Source organism: Mycobacterium sp. (genome assembly GCF_051006775.1).
Taxonomy (GTDB): Bacteria; Actinomycetota; Actinomycetes; order Mycobacteriales; family Mycobacteriaceae; genus Mycobacterium.
In genome coordinates this window covers 1-17,224 of the sequence record NZ_JBPCSX010000077.1, presented here as the reverse complement: position 1 = coordinate 17,224, position 17,224 = coordinate 1, and the positions used below count along the sequence as shown (strand labels likewise).

Here is a 17,224-nt window from a genome sequence, read left to right as displayed (position 1 = left end):
GCGCCCACCATGCGCATGATCCCGATCTCGGTGCGTCTGGTGTAGGCCGCGACCTGAACCATGTTGGCGATCAACAGAACTGCGCCGATGGCCTGCACCACCGCGATCGCGAACGCGACCTTGGACAGCCCGTCGAGCACGGCGAACAACCGGTCGATCAGATCCTTCTGGTTGAGCACATTGAGCACACCGGGCTGCCCCTGCAGAGCGGTGTCGAAATCCTTGTGCTGCTCGGGCTGATTGAGTTTGACGATGAACGAGGCCGGGAACGAGTCCTTGCTCGCGACGTCGCGGTACTCCGGAAACTTCGTCACCGCATCGTTGTAGGCGTCGTCACGGTTGAGATACCGCACGCTCTTGACGTCATCGCGCTCTTCGATCTTGGTGCGCAACGCTTTACACGCATCCCCGTCACAGCTGGGGTCATTCGCCGAGACGTCCGGGGTCAGGAACACCTGACTCTCGACACGGTCGAGGTAGATATTGCGCGACTGATCGGCCAGCCGGACCACCAGCAGACCGCCGCCGAGCAGGCCCAGTGAGATCGCGGTCGTCAGGATCATCGCGATCGTCATGGTGACGTTGCGGCGGAGCCCGGTGACGACCTCATTGACCAGAAAGCCGGCGCGCATCAGCGGTCCATTCCGTAGACGCCGCGCTGCTCGTCGCGGACCAGCCGGCCCAGCGAGAGCTCCACCACCCGTTGGCGCATGGAGTCGACGATGTGGTGGTCGTGGGTGGCCATCAGCACGGTGGTGCCGGTCCGGTTGATCCGGTCCAGCAGGTCCATGATGTCCCGGCTGGTTTCCGGGTCGAGGTTGCCGGTGGGCTCGTCGGCCAGCAGCACCAGGGGCCGGTTGACGAACGCCCGGGCGATCGCCACCCGCTGCTGCTCACCACCGGACAGTTCGGCCGGCAGCCGGTTTGCCTTGCCGGAGAGCCCGACCATCTCCAGCACCTCCGGGACCACCTTCTTGATGGTGTCCGACGGTTTGCCGATCACCTCAAGGGCGAAGGCGACGTTCTCGAACACGGTCTTCTGCTGCAGCAGCCGGAAATCCTGAAAGACGCAGCCGATCACCTGTCGAAGTTTGGGGATGTTGCGGCCGGAAAGCTTGTTGACGTGGAACTTCGACACCTGGACCTCGCCGGAGGTGGGCGACTCCTCAGCCAGCAGCAACCGCATGAACGTGGACTTGCCCGACCCCGAGGGGCCGATCAGGAAGACGAACTCACCCTTGTCGATCTTGAGCGTGACGTTGTCCAGCGCAGGCCTCGCCGACGCCTTGTACTGCTTGGAGACATGGTCCAGGCTGATCATCACGGGGGCCAAGTCTAGTCGTGGCCGCACGGGGCTAGGGCGTCGGCGCGGGTGGCACCGGCGTGGTGGGGCGCGCCGAGGACGGCGTCGACGTGCTGGCCGGCTCCCCACTGGGCGTCGGCGTCACCGGCGTTGTCGTCGGACTGGCCTCCGTCGTCGACGGCGGCGTCATGCTGGTCGTGGTCCCGGGCGTGGTCGCGGGTGTGGTCTCCGCCGTGGTCTCGGTCGGGGTGTGCCGTTGCACGTCGGTGCGCGGCGCCCAGGTGTAGGCCGGATCCGGGATGAAGCCCGGCGGCACCACCTCGGTGGCCGGCACCTGGTCGGGCGGCGACGGCGGGGGCTCGTAGGTCTCGTAGAGCCAGCCGATCCCGATGAACGCAAGGATCAGCACCAGGGTGGAGGTGCGCATCCGGCCGCCCAGGATGAAGCGCGGCCAGTTCCTGCCTTCGCGAGGATTGGTCACGGCTGCTGACCCTCCTGCCCCACCCCGCCCACGGCGGCCTCGTCAACGGGGGGTGCGGCGACCGCGCTGGCGATACCGGCCTTGCTCAGCGCCGCGATCACCAGCAGCCGCAGTCGCCGGCCGACGTCGAACTGTTTGCCCGGCAGTGTGCGGGCAGTCATCTGCAGATTGACGGTGTCCAGTTCGATGCTCTTCACACCCATCAGCTTCGGCTTTTCCAGGAGCAGATCGTGCAGTGTCGGGTCACTCGGTGCGGCATCGCATACGGCGTGCAGAACCTCGTTGACCTTCTTGACGTCGGCACTGCTGGGCACCGGGATGTCGATCACCGCACGCGCCCAGTCCTTGGACAGGTTGAGCGTCTTCATGATCTGACCGTTGGGGATCGTGTACATCTCCCCCTCCGGGGTGCGCAGCTTGGTGACGCGCAGGGTCACATCCTCGACGGTGCCCATGGCGTCATTGCTCGAACCCAGGGTCAGCTGCACCAGATCGCCGAAGCCGTACTGCTTTTCGGTGATGATGAAAAAACCGGCCAGTAGGTCCTGAACGATGCGCTGCGCACCGAAACCCAGTGCGGCGCCGATCACCGCGGCCGGTGCCACCAGCGAGCTCACCGGGACGGCCAGGATATCGGTGATCTCGACTATGACCATGACACCCACCAGTGCGATGGCCACCGACGAGATCACCGAGGCGACGGCCTGGCGGTGCTTGGAGCCCTCGGTGCGGACCAGATCATCGCTGTTCTGGAATCTGGCGTCCATCCGCCGGCTGATCCGGCCGGCCAGCCAGCTGATGAACCGGGACGCCAGCACCGCACCGATGATCAGCAGTGCAATGCTCATCGTCTTGGTCAGGACCGACTCGCCGAGTTCGCCGTGCCAGAAGTCATGCCAGCGGCCACCCGCGGCGCTGATGGCGAAATCAGTCGTTCCCGTGGCGACGGCCACAAATTCACTCATCGTCGTCGCGCCGGTTGCGCCAGCGGATCCCCGCCTCGAGGAACCCGTCGATATCCCCGTCCAGGACGGCGGTCGGATTGCCGACCTCGTACTCGGTCCGCAGATCCTTGACCATTTGGTAGGGGTGCAGCACGTAGGAGCGCATCTGGTTGCCCCATGAGCTGCCGCCGTCGCCCTTGAGGGCGTCCATCTCGGCGCGCTCCTCGTGACGTTTGCGCTCCAGCAGTTTGGCCTGCAGCACCCGCATCGCCGACACCTTGTTCTGCAGCTGCGACTTCTCGTTCTGACAGGTCACCACGATGTTGGTCGGGATATGGGTCAGCCGCACCGCCGAGTCGGTGGTGTTGACCGACTGCCCGCCCGGTCCGCTGGAGCGGTAGACGTCGACGCGGACGTCGGTCTCCGGGATGTCGATGTGGTCGGTGGTCTCGGTGACCGGCAGCACCTCGACTTCGGCGAAGGAGGTCTGGCGGCGGGCCTGGTTGTCGAACGGGCTGATCCGCACCAGCCGGTGGGTGCCCTGTTCGACCGAGAGCGTGCCGTAGGCGTACGGGGCGTGCACCGCGAAGGTGGCGCTCTTGATGCCGGCCTCCTCGGCGTAGGAGGTGTCGAACACCTCCACGCCGTAGTTGTGCTGCTCGGCCCAGCGGATGTACATCCGCATCAGCATCTCGGCCCAGTCGGCGGCGTCCACCCCGCCGGCACCGGACCGGATGGTGACCAGCGCCTCGCGCTCGTCGTACTCGCCGGACAGCAGGGTGCGGACCTCCATGGCCTCGATATCGGCCTGCAGTGCCCTGAGCTCGGCGTCGGCCTCGGCCAGCGCCGCCTCCGCGCCGGCGCCCTGCTCTTCCGCCGCCATCTCGTAGAGCACCGGCAGGTCGTCGAGCCGGCCGCGCAGGCCCTCGATGCGGCGCAGGTCGGCCTGGGCGTGCGAGAGCTCGCTGGTGACCTTCTGGGCGTTGGCCTGGTCATCCCACAGCTTCGGATCGGCGGCCTCGTTCTCCAGCCGCTCGATCGTCGCCCGCAGCTCATCGACGTCGATCACCCGCTCCACCGTGGTCAGAGTGGTGTCGAGGGCGTCGATGTCAGACTGTCGGTCCAGATCCACGAGGTGTCACGTTACCGGCGAGGTCCTAACCGGCCCCCGCTACCATCCGACAATGCCCCCGTTTCACGTAGCGGTCGTCGGTGCCGGCCCGTCAGGATTCTTCGCCGCGGCGTCGCTGCTGCGGTTCGGTGCCGAGTCGGCCGGCGCCGGTGGGCCCGACGTCCGGATCGACATGATCGAAATGCTGCCGACTCCTTGGGGTTTGGTGCGCTCCGGCGTGGCCCCCGACCACCCCAAGATCAAGTCGATCAGCCGGACCTTCGAGAAGACCGCCGAGGATCCACGCTTCCGCTTCTTCGGCAATGTCACCGTGGGCGAACACGTTTCAACTGACGAACTGTCCGACCGTTACGACGCCGTGGTCTATGCGGTGGGCACCCAGTCCGACCGGACAATGGGGATCCCCGGCGAGGATCTCCCCGGAAGCGTGCCGGCGGTGGACTTCGTCGGCTGGTACAACGCCCACCCGCACTTCACCGATATGGACCCCGACATCTCGACGGGCCGAGCGGTGGTGATCGGCAATGGGAACGTGGCCATCGACGTCGCACGAATCCTGGTGACCGATCCCGACGTTCTGGCCAAGACCGACATCGCCGATCACGCCCTGGAGGCGTTGCGCGCCAAGGGAATTTCCGAAGTGGTGATCGCCGGCCGCCGCGGGCCGTTGCAGGCCGCCTTCACCACGCTGGAAATCCGGGAACTCGGCGAACTCGAGGGAGTGGACGTCATCGTCGACCCGGCCGATCTGGCCGGCATCAGCGATGAGGACGCCGTGGCCGCCGGCAAGACCGAGGCCGCCAATATCAAGGTGCTCCGCGATTACGCGACCCGCGCGCCGCGGGAGGGGCACCGCCGGATCGTGTTCCGGTTCGCCACCTCGCCGGTGCAGATCACCGGATCCGGGCACGCCGAGGAGATCGTGCTGGGCCGCAACGAACTCGTCGAGCACGACGGCCGCGTGGTGGCCCGCGATACCGGCGAGCGCGAGACCCTGCCGGTGCACCTGGTGGTGCGGGCCGTCGGCTACGCCGGCGTGCCGGTACCGGGCCTGCCCTTCGACGACAGCCGCGGGACGATCCCGCACACCGGCGGCAAGATCACCGGACGGGTCAACGATTACGTCACTGGCTGGATCAAGCGCGGGCCGTCGGGGGTGATCGGCACGAACAAGAGCGACTCGCAGGACACCGTCGACACCCTGGTGGCCGATCTGGCCTCAGCTTCGGCGCGCGGAGCCGACCCCGACGAACTGGCGGCCTGGCTGCTGGAGTGCTCGCCACAGCTGATCACCGGGGAGCACTGGCGGGTGCTCGATAGCCACGAGCGCTCAGCCGGTGAGCCGCACGGCCGTCCGCGGGTCAAGCTGACCAGCGTGGCCGACATGCTGCGCGTCGCGCACGGCTAGGGTGCCCCAGCCGCACCCCCGCGCCCTCCCCGCGCCCTCCCCCTTTCCGCCGCACGTGAAGCTATCTTCACCCTCGGCGCGGGCAGTGAAGATAGCTTCACGCTGGAGGGGTGGACCTAGGGCGCTGGACGGGGTGGACCTAGGCGGGCGGCGCGAAGAACCACTTGTCCGGGTTCTTCGGCGAGTACACCACCGGGATGAGCTGGCCCATGGTCGGCCAGTTGGCGGCGTCGACGGCCATCCGCTGATAGACCACATGCTCGGCGACGGTCGGCCCGGTGATCACCCCGGTGATGGTGACGAAGTGCTCACCGGGCTCATCCGGTCGCGGGCTCAGGCCCGTCACCAGCAGGGTGCCCGGCGCCATCTCACCGCGCGGGCCGCGCCGCCCCATCAGCCGCGGCCCCAGCACCAGGGCCAGTGAACCGATGATCAGCAACAGCACTGCGAACTCCCACATGCTGCCCATGGTAGGACTGCAGCCATGACCGATGTGCAGTCCGATCTGGACCTGGCGCTGGATCTGGCCGCCCACGCCGATGCAATCACCGGGGCCCGGTTCGGTGCGCTGGACCTCCACGTCGAGCACAAACCCGACCTGACCCCGGTCAGCGATGCCGATATCGCGGTCGAATCAGCGCTGCGTGACGTGCTGGCCGCGCGGCGTCCCGATGACGCGATCTTCGGCGAGGAGCACGGCGGTGAGCCGCTGGACCGCGGCCGCCAGTGGGTGATCGACCCGATCGACGGCACCAAGAACTTCGTTCGCGGGGTTCCGGTGTGGGCCACCCTCATCGCGCTGCTGCACGACGGCGTCCCGGTGGTCGGGGTGGTCAGCGCCCCGGCGCTGAACCGGCGGTGGTGGGCCGCGGCCGGCCTGGGCGCCCACACCGCATTCGGCGAGGGTCCTGCCCGACGGCTGTCGGTCTCCGGAGTCGCCGACCTCGCCGAGGCGAGCCTGTCGTTCTCCAGTCTGTCCGGGTGGGCCGAACGCGGACTGCGGGAGCGCTTCGTGGCGCTCACCGACGCGGTGTGGCGGGTGCGCGGCTACGGCGACTTCTTCTCCTACTGCCTGCTGGCCGAGGGAGCCGTCGACATCGCCGCCGAACCGGAGGTGAAGCTCTGGGATCTGGCGCCATTGGACATCCTGGTCCGCGAAGCCGGCGGGACGTTCACCAACCTGGCCGGCGTCCCCGGCCCGCACGGCGGCAGCACTGTGGCGACAAACACGCTGCTACACGCGGCCGCGCTGGCCTACCTTACTCCGGAGTAAGATAGGCTGATCCGATGGACCCTGACCGCGGCGTCGGCCGGCACCGACACAAGCGCGACGCCATCGACGTCGGCATGAGGCTGCTCGCCCCGGTCATCAGCAGCGACTTCCTCGATCGCCGGGGCCTGCGTGACCCGCTGAACCGGTTGCTCAAAATCGGCGTGCAGAAAGGTTTCTCGGCGGCCGGCGCCACCACCCGTCAGTTCACCAAGGTCCAGGGTCTCGGCAAACCGCCGACCCGGTTGGCGCCGAACACCGCCGACTACTTCGACCTCACCCCCGACGACGATCAGCGGATGATCGTCGAGACGGTCAAGGAGTTCGCCGCCGTAATCCTGCGTCCGGCCGCCCGCGAGGGCGACGACGCCGCGGCCTACCCGCCGGATCTGATCACCAAGGCCGCCGAACTCGGGGTCACCGCGATCAAGGTGCCCGAGGACTTCGACGGAATCGCCGAGCAGCGCAGCACCGTCACCAATGCCCTGGTGGCCGAGGCGCTGGCCCATGGCGATATGGGACTGGCGCTGCCGATCCTGGCCCCCGGCGGTGTCGCCGCGGCGCTGACCCAGTGGGGCAACGCCGACCAGCAGGCGACCTACCTCACGGAGTTCGCCGGCGAGCATGTGCCGCAGGCGTGCGTGGCGATCGCCGAACCGCACCCGCTGTTCGACCCCACCGCCCTCAAGACCATCGCGGTGCGCACTCCCAGCGGCTATCGCCTCGACGGAGTCAAGTCCCTGGTGCCCGCCGCCGCCGATGCCGAATTGTTCGTTGTGGCAGCACAACTCAACGGTCGCCCGGCGATGTTCATCGTCGAGGCGTCCAGTCCGGGGGTGACCGTCACGGCCGACCCCAGCATGGGTATCCGGGCGGCCGCGCTCGGCCGGGTCCAGCTCACCAAGGTGTCGGTGCCGACCGAGGCGCGCCTCGGCGCGGATGCCGACTACTCGGAAGTGATCGCGCTGTCCCGGCTGGGCTGGGCGGCCTTGGCCGTCGGCACCTCGCAGGCGGTTCTGGACTACGTCATCCCGTACATCAAGGAGCGCGAGGCCTTCGGCGAGCCCATCGCCCGCCGACAGTCGGTGGCGTTCATGTGCGCCGATATCGCCATCGAACTTGATGGTCTGCGGCTGGTCACCTGGCGCGGCGCCGCCCGCGCCGATGGCGGCCTGCCGTTCGCGCGGGAGGCTGCCCTGGCCCGAAAGTTGGCCGCCGACAAGGGCATGCGGATCGGCCTGGACGGCGTGCAATTGCTCGGCGGACATGGCTTCACCAAGGAACATCCGGTCGAACGCTGGTACCGCGACCTGCGGGCCATCGGCGTCGCCGAGGGAGTGGTGGTGCTGTAGATGGCGATCAATCTGGAACTGCCCCGCAAGCTGCAGGCCGTCATCGACATGTCGCATAAGGCCGCCGTGGAGATCCTGCGACCGATCTCACGCAAGTACGACCTCAACGAACACACCTACCCGGTCGAGCTGGACACCATCTCCTCCCTCTTCGAGGGTATGACCGCGGCCAAGACCATCTCCTTCGCCGGCACCGACGCGTTCCGTGACAGCGATGACGGCCCCAAGGGAAATATCAACGGCGCCAACATGTCCGCGTTGGTCAACGCGCTCGAGATCTCCTGGGGCGATATCGCGCTGCTGCTGTCGGTGCCGCGCCAGGGCCTGGGTAATGCCGCCATCTCCGGGGTGGCCACCGACGAGCAACTGGCGGCACTCGGCGGCAATATCTGGGCGGCGATGGCCATCACCGAACCGTCCTTCGGGTCGGACTCGGCTGCGGTGTCGACCACAGCGGTGCTCGACGGCGACGAGTACGTCATCAACGGCGAGAAGATCTACGTCACCGCGGGCGGGCGTGCCACCCACATCGTGGTGTGGGCCACCCTCGACAAGTCACTGGGCCGCGCCGCGATCAAGAGTTTCATCGTGCCGCGGGAGTACCCCGGCGTCACGGTGGAACGCCTCGAGCACAAACTCGGAATCAAGGCCTCCGACACCGCCGCGATCCGCTTCGACAATGTCCGCGTCCCCGCGACGAACCTGCTCGGCAGCCCGGATATCCAGGTGGACAAGGGCTTCGCCGGAGTTATGGAGACCTTCGACAACACCCGGCCGATCGTGGCCGCGATGGCCGTCGGGGTAGCCCGGGCTGCACTGGAGGAATTGCGCACCATCCTCACGGGAGCAGGTGTGGAGATCTGCTACGACAAGCCCGCCCACACCCAGAGTGCGGCAGCCGCGGAGTTCCTGCGGATGGAGGCCGACTGGGAGGCCGGTTATCTGCTGACACTGCGCTCCGCGTGGCAGGCCGACAACAACATCCCCAATTCCAAGGAAGCCTCCATGGGCAAGGCCAAGGCCGCCCGGGTTGCCAGCGACATCACCCTCAAGGCCGTCGAATTGGCCGGCACCACAGGCTATTCCGAGCAGACCCTGCTGGAGAAGTGGGCGCGCGACTCCAAGATCCTGGACATCTTCGAAGGCACCCAGCAGATCCAGCTGCTCGTGGTGGCACGGCGGCTGCTGGGCCTGAGCTCAGCGGAGCTCAAGTAGTCCCACCAACGAAAAGCGGCCCCCCGGCAGATGCCGGGGGGCCGCTTTCTCGGATCTCTTAGCCTCCGTTGAGGACGCGCTGCAGATCAGGCTTCATCGCCTGCAGTTCGCGGCCCCAGTAGGCCCAGTTGTGCGTGCCGTTGTCCGGGAAGTTGAACACCGCGTTGGTGCCACCGGCGGCCAGATAGACGTCCTTGAACGTCCGGTTGGTGCGGATGGTCAGACCTTCCAGGAAGGTGGCCGGCACGTCGCCGCCGCCGAGCTCGTTGGGCTGGCCGTTACCGCAGTAGACCCAGAGGCGGGTGTTGTTGGCCACCAGGCGCGGGATCTGAACCATCGGATCGTTGCGCTGCCAGGCCGGGTCACTGGACGGACCCCACATGTCGTTGGACTTGTAGCCGCCGGCGTCACCCATGGAGACGTTGATCAGGCCGGGCCACCAGCCCTCGGACGGGTTCAGGAAGCCAGACATCGAACCGGCGTAGATGAACTGCTCCGGATGCCATGCGGCCAGGGACATCGAGGCCGAGCCGGCCATCGACAGGCCGACAGCGGCGTTGTTGGTGGGCCGCACGTCCCGGTTGGCCTTCAGCCACGCCGGGGCTTCCTGGGTCAGGAAGGTCTCCCACTTGTAGGTCGAGCAGCCGGCCTTACCGCAGGCGGGCCGGTACCAGTCGGCGTAGAAGCTGGACTGACCGCCGACCGGCATGGAGACCGACAGGCCGGAGTTCAGGTACCACTCGAACGCCTGGGTGTTGATGTCCCAGCCGCTGTAGTCATCCTGCGCGCGCAGGCCGTCGAGCAGCCACACGTTCGGAGAGTTCGGGCCGCCGCTCTGGAACTGAACCCGGATGTTCTTGCCCATGGAGGCCGACGGCACGTCCAGGTACTCGACCGGCAGGCCAGGCCGCGAGAACGCGCTCGCCGTCGCCGAACCGCCTGCCACACCCACCAGGGCGGGCAGGGCCGCCGCAGCGACTGCCGCGACAGCGAACCGACGCGACAGGCCGCGCACCTTCTCGAAGACGGATTTCACCAATCCACCCCAGCTTTCTTCTACACCGATTGTTCGATTAAGGGGAAAGTAAAACACGGCGGCGCGAACGGACGAAACTGAACACGCGTCCGCAGGTCGCCCTCGGAGCACATCAGGCCTTGTCAGGGCACTGAGTCGAAAGTAATGTCACTTTCAGTTTTGGTCCACGACCACCCTGGGAGCGTCATGGAATCCTTCGTCCATCTGCGAAAAGGCACTACCCCGCGGCGGATCCACGCCGACCTCGACGGCCTCAAGGATGACGAACTCGGCCGCAACGGCTTCACCGGCCGCACAGCCAGCCTGTTCCGGCAGCACGACCCGACCCAATTTCGCGCCGTCGGCCCGCTGCGGCCGGTAGACGTGCTGGCTGACCAGATCCCCGTGGGGGAGGCGCCGGTGCTGCTGTTCTCCAACGCCGACTGCCGCATCTCGCTGAGCCGGCGCACCCCGGCCCCTGATCAGGGCACCACGGATTACTACGTGCGACACGTCGACGGGGACCTGCTGTGCTTCGTCCACCAGGGCGAGGGCCGGCTCGAGACCGAGTTCGGGCCGCTGGACTACCGCACCGGCGACTGGATCTACCTGCCCAAGGCATGCACCTGGCGTCAACTGCCGTCGTCGCCGTCCATCTGGCTGATGATCGAGGCAGATGAGTTCCGCGCTCCCCCGGCCGGCACGCTCGGCCGGCACTGGCCGTTTGATCCGGGGCTGGCCGTCATCCCGGAAGCCCACGCCTTCGACGACGACGGTCGCGGGGAGTACGAGGTGCGCCTCATTCATGACGGCGGACCGACGTCGCTCTTCTATGACCACAATCCGCTCGACGTCGTGGGCTGGCGCGGCGACAACTTCGCATTCACCTTCAACATCGACGACTACAACGTCGTCACGTCCGACAGCGTGCATCTGCCGCCGACCGTGCACACCTTCATGCAGGCGACCGGAGTGCTGGTGTGCAACTTCCTACCCAAGCCGGCCGAGAAGGTGCCGGGCACCGAACGCACGCCCTGGTACCACCGCAACGTCGACTTCGACGAGATCGCGTTCTTCCACGGTGGATCGCTCTACGGCCAGCCGATGCCGCCGGGGCTGATCGCCCACTCGCCCCAGGGCGTGCACCACGGCGCCCCCGAACGGGCCCGCGAACGAGCCCGCCGCAAATTCGACGAGTACGACACCATCGAATGGAAGGTCATCGCCATCGACACCAGCCGACGACTGATCCCGTCGGAGGCCGTGCTGGCCGCCGATTTGGGGCAGCACCGGTGAAGTACGAGCGCATCCCGTATCTGGTTGCCTTCCCCAACAATTCGGGTGTCCGCGACGTCTACGGCGGGCTGGCCGAGATCGTGGTGTTGGAGAGCTATCTGCTCAAACCCGAAGTGGACAGCGCGACCGTTCTGGTGTTCATGCACCCGATCGGCGGCGGGGCCTATCTGCCGATGGTCAACGCACTGGCCCGCGCCGGTCATCACGTCATCTACGCCAACAGCCGGTTCCGCGGCACCGACTCCGCTCTGATCATGGAAAAGGTGGTCGACGACCTCGGCGCGGTGATCAACGACGCCACAAGCAGGCTCGGCTATTCGAAGGTTGTGCTGGCCGGCTGGAGCGGAGGCGGATCACTGTCGCTCTACTACCAGCAGCAAGCGGCTGCACGCGGCCTCGTCCCCGCCGATGGCATCATGCTGCTCGCCGCCCACATCAGCCGGCACGGGACGCTGACCGAATGGCTGGACGCCTCCATCCTCGACGAGTCGGACCCCACGAACCGTGATCCCGAACTCGACCTGTACAACCCCGACAACCCCAATCAGCCGCCCTACACGCCGGAATTCCTGGACCGCTACCGGCAGGCCCAGATCGACCGCAATCGGCGAATCACCAAGTGGGTCAAGGAGAAACAAGCCGAACTGGAGTCCCGCGGACGCGGTGACGAGGAGTTCTGCTTCGTGGTGCACGGCACCATGGCTGATCCGCGCTGGCTGGACGCAAGCGTCGACCCCAACGACCGCGAGCCGGGCACCTGCTATCTGGGCGACCCACGGATCGTCAACAACTCCCCCATCGGACTGGCCCGGTTCTGCTCACTGCGCAGCTGGCTGTCGCAGTGGAGTTATGACGACGCCCGCGGTGACGGCATCGCCTGCGGGCACGATGTCGCGGTACCCACCCTGGTGATCGGCAACCTCGCCGACGACGCCTGCACACCCAGCCACACCCGGCGGCTCTTCGAGGCGATCGGCACGCAAGACAAGGAGATGCACGAGATCCCCGGCGCAAACCACTACTACTCCGGTCCGGATCAGCGCGAGACGCTGGCACAGGCGGTCGGGATCGTCACCGACTGGACTGCAAGGCAAGGCTTCTCGTGACCGGCGCGTTGGACGGCATCCGGGTACTGGAAGTCGGCACGCTGATATCCGGGCCGTTCTGCGGCCGGCTGCTCGGCGATATGGGCGCCGACGTCATCAAGATCGAACCGCCCGGCGCACCGGATCCGATCCGCACCTGGGGACAGGCCGAACTCGATGGCATGCGCTTCTTCTGGACAGTGCACGCCCGCAATAAGAAGGCCGTCACGCTCAACCTGCGCGAGCCCCGCGGCCGGGAGCTGTTCCTCGATCTCGTCAAGCAGGCCGACATCGTCGTGGAGAATTTCCGTCCCGGGACCCTGGAGCGCTGGGATCTGGGTTATGACGTTCTGCGCCAACGCAACCGGGGCATCATCCTGGTGCGGGTGTCCGGTTACGGCCAAACCGGGCCGGACGCCGCCAAGGCCGGCTACGCCTCGGTCGCCGAGGCGGTCAGCGGGCTTCGCCATATGAACGGCTTCCCGGGTGGCCCGCCGCCGCGGCTCGCGCTGTCCCTCGGTGACACCCTCGCCGGTATGTTCGCCGCCCAGGGTGCACTCGCCGCGCTCTACCGCCGCACCGTCACCGGCGAAGGTCAGGTTGTCGACACCGCGATCACCGAGGCCTGCCTGGCGGTGCAGGAGTCCACCATCCCCGACTACGACATCGGCGGTGTGGTGCGCGGCCCGTCGGGCACCCGGCTGGAAGGCATCGCGCCGTCCAACATCTACCGCAGCGCCGACGGCAGCTGGGTGGTCATCGCCGCCAACCAGGACACCGTCTTCCGGCGGCTGTGCGAGGTGATGGGCCATCCCGAGCTCGCTACCGACGAGCGGTTCGTCGATCACCGCGCCCGCGGCATCAACCAGGACGAGATCGACGCCATCATCGGCGAGTGGGCGGCCACCCGTCAGCCCGGTGACATCATCGAAACTCTCAACGCCGCAGGCGTTATCGCGGGTCCGATCAACACCGTCGCGGAGGTGGTGCGCGATCCACAGTTCCTGGCACGCGGCATGCTCGTCGAACATTTCGACGAACGAATCGGCCGCGACGTACTCGGTCCCGGCATCGTTCCCGTGCTCTCAGAGAGTCCCGGTGGCGTGCGCCACGCCGGATCGTCGCGGCCCGGGCAGCACAACGCCGAGGTGTACGGAGAACTGCTGGGCCTGAGCGCCGGCGAAATCGACAAACTGACCGAACAGGGAGTGCTGTGACCGTCGACCATGTGACCATCCGTGAGGTCGCGCTCCGCGACGGCCTGCAGATCGAGAACCCGATCCCGTTGGCAGCCAAGCTGGAACTGCTGGCTGCGATCGCGGCCACCGGGGTGCGCGAGGTCGAAGCCACCGCCTTCGTCTCTCCCTCGAAGGTGCCCGCACTCGCTGATGCGCCCGAACTGGCGGCCGCACTGGCCGACTACCCCGACATCGAGTTCTCGGCGCTGGTTGCCAGCCCTAACGGGGTGCACCGCGCGATCGCCGCCGGCTTCCGGTCTGTGGAGTACGTGGTGTCCGCGGCCGACGGGCACAGCCACGCCAACGTCGGGCGCAGCAGCGCCGAGGCCGCCGCGCAGATCGCCGATATCGTTGCGATCGCGCACGACGCCGGGGCAGCCGTCGAGGTGATCATCTCCACCTCATGGGACTGCCCGTTCGACGGGCCCACGCCACCGCAGCGGGTGCTCGACGTGGTCGACGCCGCTTGCGCGCACGGCGCCGACCGGATCGCCATCGCCGACACCATCGGCACCGCGACGCCGGGGCGGGTCACCGAGCTGGTGAACCTGGTGCGCCCGCGAGTCGGCACACGGCCACTGGGCGCCCACTTCCACAACACCCGCGGCACCGGACTGGCCAGTGCATGGGCCGCGGTGAGCGCCGGCATCACCCGCCTGGACTCCTCGGTGGGCGGGCTCGGCGGCTGCCCGTTCGCCCCGGGCGCCAGTGGCAATATCGCCACCGAGGATCTGGTGTATCTGCTCACCGACAGCGGGGTGGGCGTCGACGTCGATCTGGCCGCCGCAATCGAGGCTGCACGGGTGGCGCGATCGGTGGTCGGACATGATCTGCCCAGCGCACTGCTGCGTGCCGGAGACCGCACCAGATGACAGCAGCCACCAGAACTTTGAGCACCAAGGGCAGGGCCACCCGCCTGGCCATCGAGGACGCTGCCCGAAAGCTGTTCGCCGAGAGGGGTTTCCACGGCACCACCCTGGCCGATATCACATCCGCGGCCGGCAAGTCACCGGCGGCGTTCTACCGCTACTTCGCCGATAAGGAGGATCTGCTGGCAGCGCTGGCGGACTCCTTCCTCGACGAGGTCCGCGACGGCCGGTCGCAGCCACCCGCCGATGCCGACTATTTCGTCGCGGTCGTCAGCGCGTACTGGACGACCTTCAAACCCAATGTCGGCATCATGATCGGCGTCGATCAGCTGGCCGCCACCGAACCGCGCTTCGCCCTGCTGCGGAACCGGTTCCGCCGGGTCGGCATCGATGTCGTCAGCGCCTCGGTTCGCAAAGCCCAACAGCAGGGTTACGCGGCCGAACTTGATATCGATCACATCGCCCTGGCGATCGCCCTGCTCTTCGAGCGCTTCACCAGCGTCAGCCTGGCCGAAGGTCTCTCCGATGAGGCCGCCGTCACCGCGCTGTCCACGATCTGGAAAAAGACCCTCTACGGCAATCCCAAGGAGAACTGATGGACTTCACCCTGCCCGATCATCTTCCGCCACTGCTGGCCGAGATGGACGCCTTCATCGAAGCGGAGATCAAGCCGCTCGAGCGGGAGAACATGCAGTACTTCGACCGCCGCCGGGAGTTCGCCCGCACCGATCTCGACAGGGGCGGCATACCGAACCGGGACTGGGAGGACCTGCTCGACGAGATGCGCCGCCGTGCCGACAAGGCGGGCTGGCTGCGCTACGGACTGCCGTCGAAATTCGGTGGCCGCGACGGCAGCAACCTGGACATGGCCGTGATCCGCGAGCACCTGGCGCACAGGGGACTCGGCCTGCACAACGATCTGCAGGACGAGTCATCCATCGTCGGCAACTTCCCACAGATCATCATGATGGACCGGTTCGGCACCGAGGAGCAGAAGGCCGAGTGGATTGAGGCCATGTTCACCGGTAAGCGGTCGATGGCCTTCGGCCTCACCGAACCCGACCACGGCAGTGACGCCACCTGGCTGGAGACCACCGCGCGCCTCGAGGGTGATCCCGGGGACCGGCACTGGGTGATCAACGGCTCCAAGCGCTGGAACACCGGCGTGCACCGGGCCACCCACGATCTGGTGTTCGCCCGCACCTCCGGGGAACCCGGCCAGGCGCTCGGAATCACCGCTTTCCTGGTGCCCTGCGACGCACCCGGTTTCGAGGTGCCGTACTACTGGTGGACCTTCAACATGCCCACCGATCACGCCGAGGTCGAGCTACGCAACGTCCGGGTACCGGCCGACGCGGTGCTCGGCGAGGTCGACCGCGGGCTGGAGGTGGCGCAGACCTTCCTGCACGAGAACAGGATCCGGCAGGCCGCCAGCAGCCTGGGGGCCGCGCAGTACTGCATCGATCGGGCGGTCGGATACGCCAGGGAGCGGGTCACCTTCGGAAAGCCACTGGCGGTCAACCAAGCCGTCCAGTGGCCGCTGGTGGAGTTGCAGACCGAGGCCCAGATGGTGCGGTTGCTGGTGCGCTACGCCGCCTGGGAGCTGGACCGCAATCACCACATCGAGGTGTCCGACAAGGTGTCGATGGCCAACTACCGGGCCAACCGGCTGGTGTGCGAGGCCGCCGACCGGACGATGCAGATCCACGGCGGCATCGGCTACAGCCGCCATGAGCCCTTCGAGCACATCTACCGTCACCACCGCCGCTACCGGATCACCGAGGGAGCCGAGGAGATCCAGATGCGCCGGGTGGCCCAGCGGATGTTCAAGTTCGGTCAGCCCAAGAATGAGCACAGGTGATCGACGAACTCACGCTGGTTCTGCGACCGTTTCTCGGGGATGAGGTGGTCGTCGACAACCTGCGCCCGCTCACCGGCGGAGCCAGCCGAATCACCTACGCCTTCGATGCAGTCGCCGGCACCAGCCGCCGGTCGTTGATCCTGCGCACCGCTCCGACCGCCGAGGGGCAGTTCGCGAGTATGGAACTCGAGGCCGCGGTGCAGTCAGCCGCGGCCCAGGCCGGCGCGCCGGTGCCGAACATCATCACCGCATCCAATTCGCCTGCTGCCCTGGGTAATCCGTATCTCATCTGCGACGAGATCGTCGGCGAGACAATCGTCCGCAAGATTGCGCGCCAACTCGACGATGCCGGGCGGTCCCGGCTGCTGAACCAGTGCGGTCAGGCACTGGCCGCAATCCATCGGGCCGCGACCGATGCGTCCGAGCTCGTCGAACGCGACGAACTCGTCGAGTGGCGCCAGCGCCTCGACGATCTCGATGACACCACCGCGACCTTCGAGTGGGCGTTTCGCTGGCTGGAGGCCAACCAGCCCGAACCCGGACCGCGGACGCTGACGCACGGCGATTTCCGGATGGGCAATCTGATCGTCGAGGGTTCCACCCTCGCCGCGGTGCTGGACTGGGAGGCCGTCCACATCGGCGACCTCCACGAAGACCTGGCCTGGTTCGGCGTCCGGGCCTGGCGCTTCGGGGCACCGCCGGGCATGGCTGCCGGCGGCCTGGGCTCAGTCGAGGAGTTCGTCTCGGCCTACGAG

Annotated in this window: 18 protein-coding genes; 11 read left to right on the top strand and 7 right to left on the bottom strand. The window is 67.3% G+C overall.

Going from position 1 to position 17,224, the window contains the following annotated elements:
* The 5 genes from ACR2JI_RS05905 to prfB all read right to left on the bottom strand — a co-directional run.
* On the bottom strand, positions 1 to 632 hold a 632-nt coding region (locus tag ACR2JI_RS05905), incomplete at its 3' end, for a permease-like cell division protein FtsX (protein ID WP_526388999.1).
* Positions 632 to 1,321 carry a cell division ATP-binding protein FtsE gene (ftsE, locus tag ACR2JI_RS05900; RefSeq protein ID WP_526389001.1) on the bottom strand — a complete coding sequence of 230 codons (690 nt, stop codon included), beginning with the start codon at positions 1,319 to 1,321 and terminating at the stop codon, positions 632 to 634. The genes ACR2JI_RS05905 and ftsE, both read right to left, overlap by 1 nt.
* Before the next feature lie 34 nt (positions 1,322 to 1,355).
* Complete coding sequence (locus ACR2JI_RS05895) at positions 1,356 to 1,784, bottom strand: Rv3103c family proline-rich protein (protein ID WP_526388997.1); 429 nt, start codon at positions 1,782 to 1,784, stop codon at positions 1,356 to 1,358.
* On the bottom strand, positions 1,781 to 2,749 hold the full coding sequence (locus ACR2JI_RS05890; protein ID WP_526388995.1) for a mechanosensitive ion channel family protein: 969 nt from the start codon (positions 2,747 to 2,749) through the stop codon (positions 1,781 to 1,783). The genes ACR2JI_RS05895 and ACR2JI_RS05890 overlap by 4 nt, the downstream gene beginning before the upstream one ends.
* Positions 2,742 to 3,860: a peptide chain release factor 2 gene (prfB, locus tag ACR2JI_RS05885; protein WP_526388993.1), complete on the bottom strand. Its 1,119-nt coding sequence runs from the start codon at positions 3,858 to 3,860 to the stop codon at positions 2,742 to 2,744. Before prfB ends, ACR2JI_RS05890 begins: the two co-directional genes overlap by 8 nt.
* A 52-nt stretch (positions 3,861 to 3,912) precedes the next feature.
* Between prfB and ACR2JI_RS05880 the strand changes: the two genes are divergently transcribed.
* Positions 3,913 to 5,268, top strand: coding sequence for an FAD-dependent oxidoreductase (locus ACR2JI_RS05880; RefSeq protein ID WP_526388991.1), 1,356 nt, complete (start codon positions 3,913 to 3,915; stop codon positions 5,266 to 5,268).
* Between the two features lie 139 nt (positions 5,269 to 5,407).
* Here the strand turns inward: ACR2JI_RS05880 and ACR2JI_RS05875 are convergent, their stop codons facing one another.
* Positions 5,408 to 5,728 carry a hypothetical protein gene (locus tag ACR2JI_RS05875; RefSeq protein WP_526388989.1) on the bottom strand — a complete coding sequence of 107 codons (321 nt, stop codon included), beginning with the start codon at positions 5,726 to 5,728 and terminating at the stop codon, positions 5,408 to 5,410.
* 24 nt (positions 5,729 to 5,752) lie between these two features.
* Here ACR2JI_RS05875 and hisN point away from each other — a divergent pair, with 24 nt between their 5' ends.
* Genes hisN through ACR2JI_RS05860 form a run of 3 tightly spaced genes read left to right on the top strand, consistent with a single transcriptional unit; the run spans position 5,753 to position 9,105 of the window.
* Positions 5,753 to 6,541, top strand: coding sequence for a histidinol-phosphatase (gene hisN / locus ACR2JI_RS05870; RefSeq protein ID WP_526388987.1), 789 nt, complete (start codon positions 5,753 to 5,755; stop codon positions 6,539 to 6,541).
* Between the two features lie 14 nt (positions 6,542 to 6,555).
* Positions 6,556 to 7,890, top strand: a complete 1,335-nt coding sequence (locus ACR2JI_RS05865; RefSeq protein WP_526388985.1) for an acyl-CoA dehydrogenase family protein — start codon at positions 6,556 to 6,558, stop codon at positions 7,888 to 7,890.
* Positions 7,891 to 9,105 carry an acyl-CoA dehydrogenase family protein gene (locus tag ACR2JI_RS05860; RefSeq protein WP_526388983.1) on the top strand — a complete coding sequence of 405 codons (1,215 nt, stop codon included), beginning with the start codon at positions 7,891 to 7,893 and terminating at the stop codon, positions 9,103 to 9,105.
* 58 nt (positions 9,106 to 9,163) lie between these two features.
* Here the strand turns inward: ACR2JI_RS05860 and ACR2JI_RS05855 are convergent, their stop codons facing one another.
* Entirely contained in the window at positions 9,164 to 10,141 is a 978-nt protein-coding gene (locus tag ACR2JI_RS05855) for an alpha/beta hydrolase (protein WP_526388981.1), read from the bottom strand.
* A gap of 186 nt (positions 10,142 to 10,327) precedes the next feature.
* Between ACR2JI_RS05855 and ACR2JI_RS05850 the strand changes: the two genes are divergently transcribed.
* From ACR2JI_RS05850 to ACR2JI_RS05820, 7 genes are all read left to right on the top strand, one after another.
* Positions 10,328 to 11,416, top strand: coding sequence for a homogentisate 1,2-dioxygenase (locus tag ACR2JI_RS05850; RefSeq protein WP_526388979.1), 1,089 nt, complete (start codon positions 10,328 to 10,330; stop codon positions 11,414 to 11,416).
* Positions 11,413 to 12,522 (top strand): alpha/beta hydrolase family protein, encoded by a 1,110-nt coding sequence (locus ACR2JI_RS05845; RefSeq protein ID WP_526388977.1) that lies wholly within the window; start codon positions 11,413 to 11,415, stop codon positions 12,520 to 12,522. The genes ACR2JI_RS05850 and ACR2JI_RS05845 overlap by 4 nt, the downstream gene beginning before the upstream one ends.
* The gene (locus ACR2JI_RS05840) at positions 12,519 to 13,718 is read left to right on the top strand and encodes a CaiB/BaiF CoA transferase family protein (RefSeq protein WP_526388975.1); all 1,200 of its coding nucleotides are present in this window, start codon (positions 12,519 to 12,521) and stop codon (positions 13,716 to 13,718) included. The genes ACR2JI_RS05845 and ACR2JI_RS05840 overlap by 4 nt, the downstream gene beginning before the upstream one ends.
* A complete protein-coding gene (locus ACR2JI_RS05835) occupies positions 13,715 to 14,611 on the top strand; it encodes a hydroxymethylglutaryl-CoA lyase (RefSeq protein WP_526388973.1) in 897 nt (298 codons plus the stop codon). The genes ACR2JI_RS05840 and ACR2JI_RS05835 overlap by 4 nt, the downstream gene beginning before the upstream one ends.
* Positions 14,608 to 15,204: a TetR/AcrR family transcriptional regulator gene (locus ACR2JI_RS05830; RefSeq protein ID WP_526388971.1), complete on the top strand. Its 597-nt coding sequence runs from the start codon at positions 14,608 to 14,610 to the stop codon at positions 15,202 to 15,204. The genes ACR2JI_RS05835 and ACR2JI_RS05830 overlap by 4 nt, the downstream gene beginning before the upstream one ends.
* The gene (locus ACR2JI_RS05825; protein WP_526388969.1) at positions 15,204 to 16,469 is read left to right on the top strand and encodes an acyl-CoA dehydrogenase family protein; all 1,266 of its coding nucleotides are present in this window, start codon (positions 15,204 to 15,206) and stop codon (positions 16,467 to 16,469) included. Before ACR2JI_RS05830 ends, ACR2JI_RS05825 begins: the two co-directional genes overlap by 1 nt.
* Positions 16,466 to 17,224, top strand: a 759-nt coding sequence (locus tag ACR2JI_RS05820) for a phosphotransferase family protein (RefSeq protein ID WP_526388967.1), incomplete at its 3' end; no start/stop codon positions are given. The genes ACR2JI_RS05825 and ACR2JI_RS05820, both read left to right, overlap by 4 nt.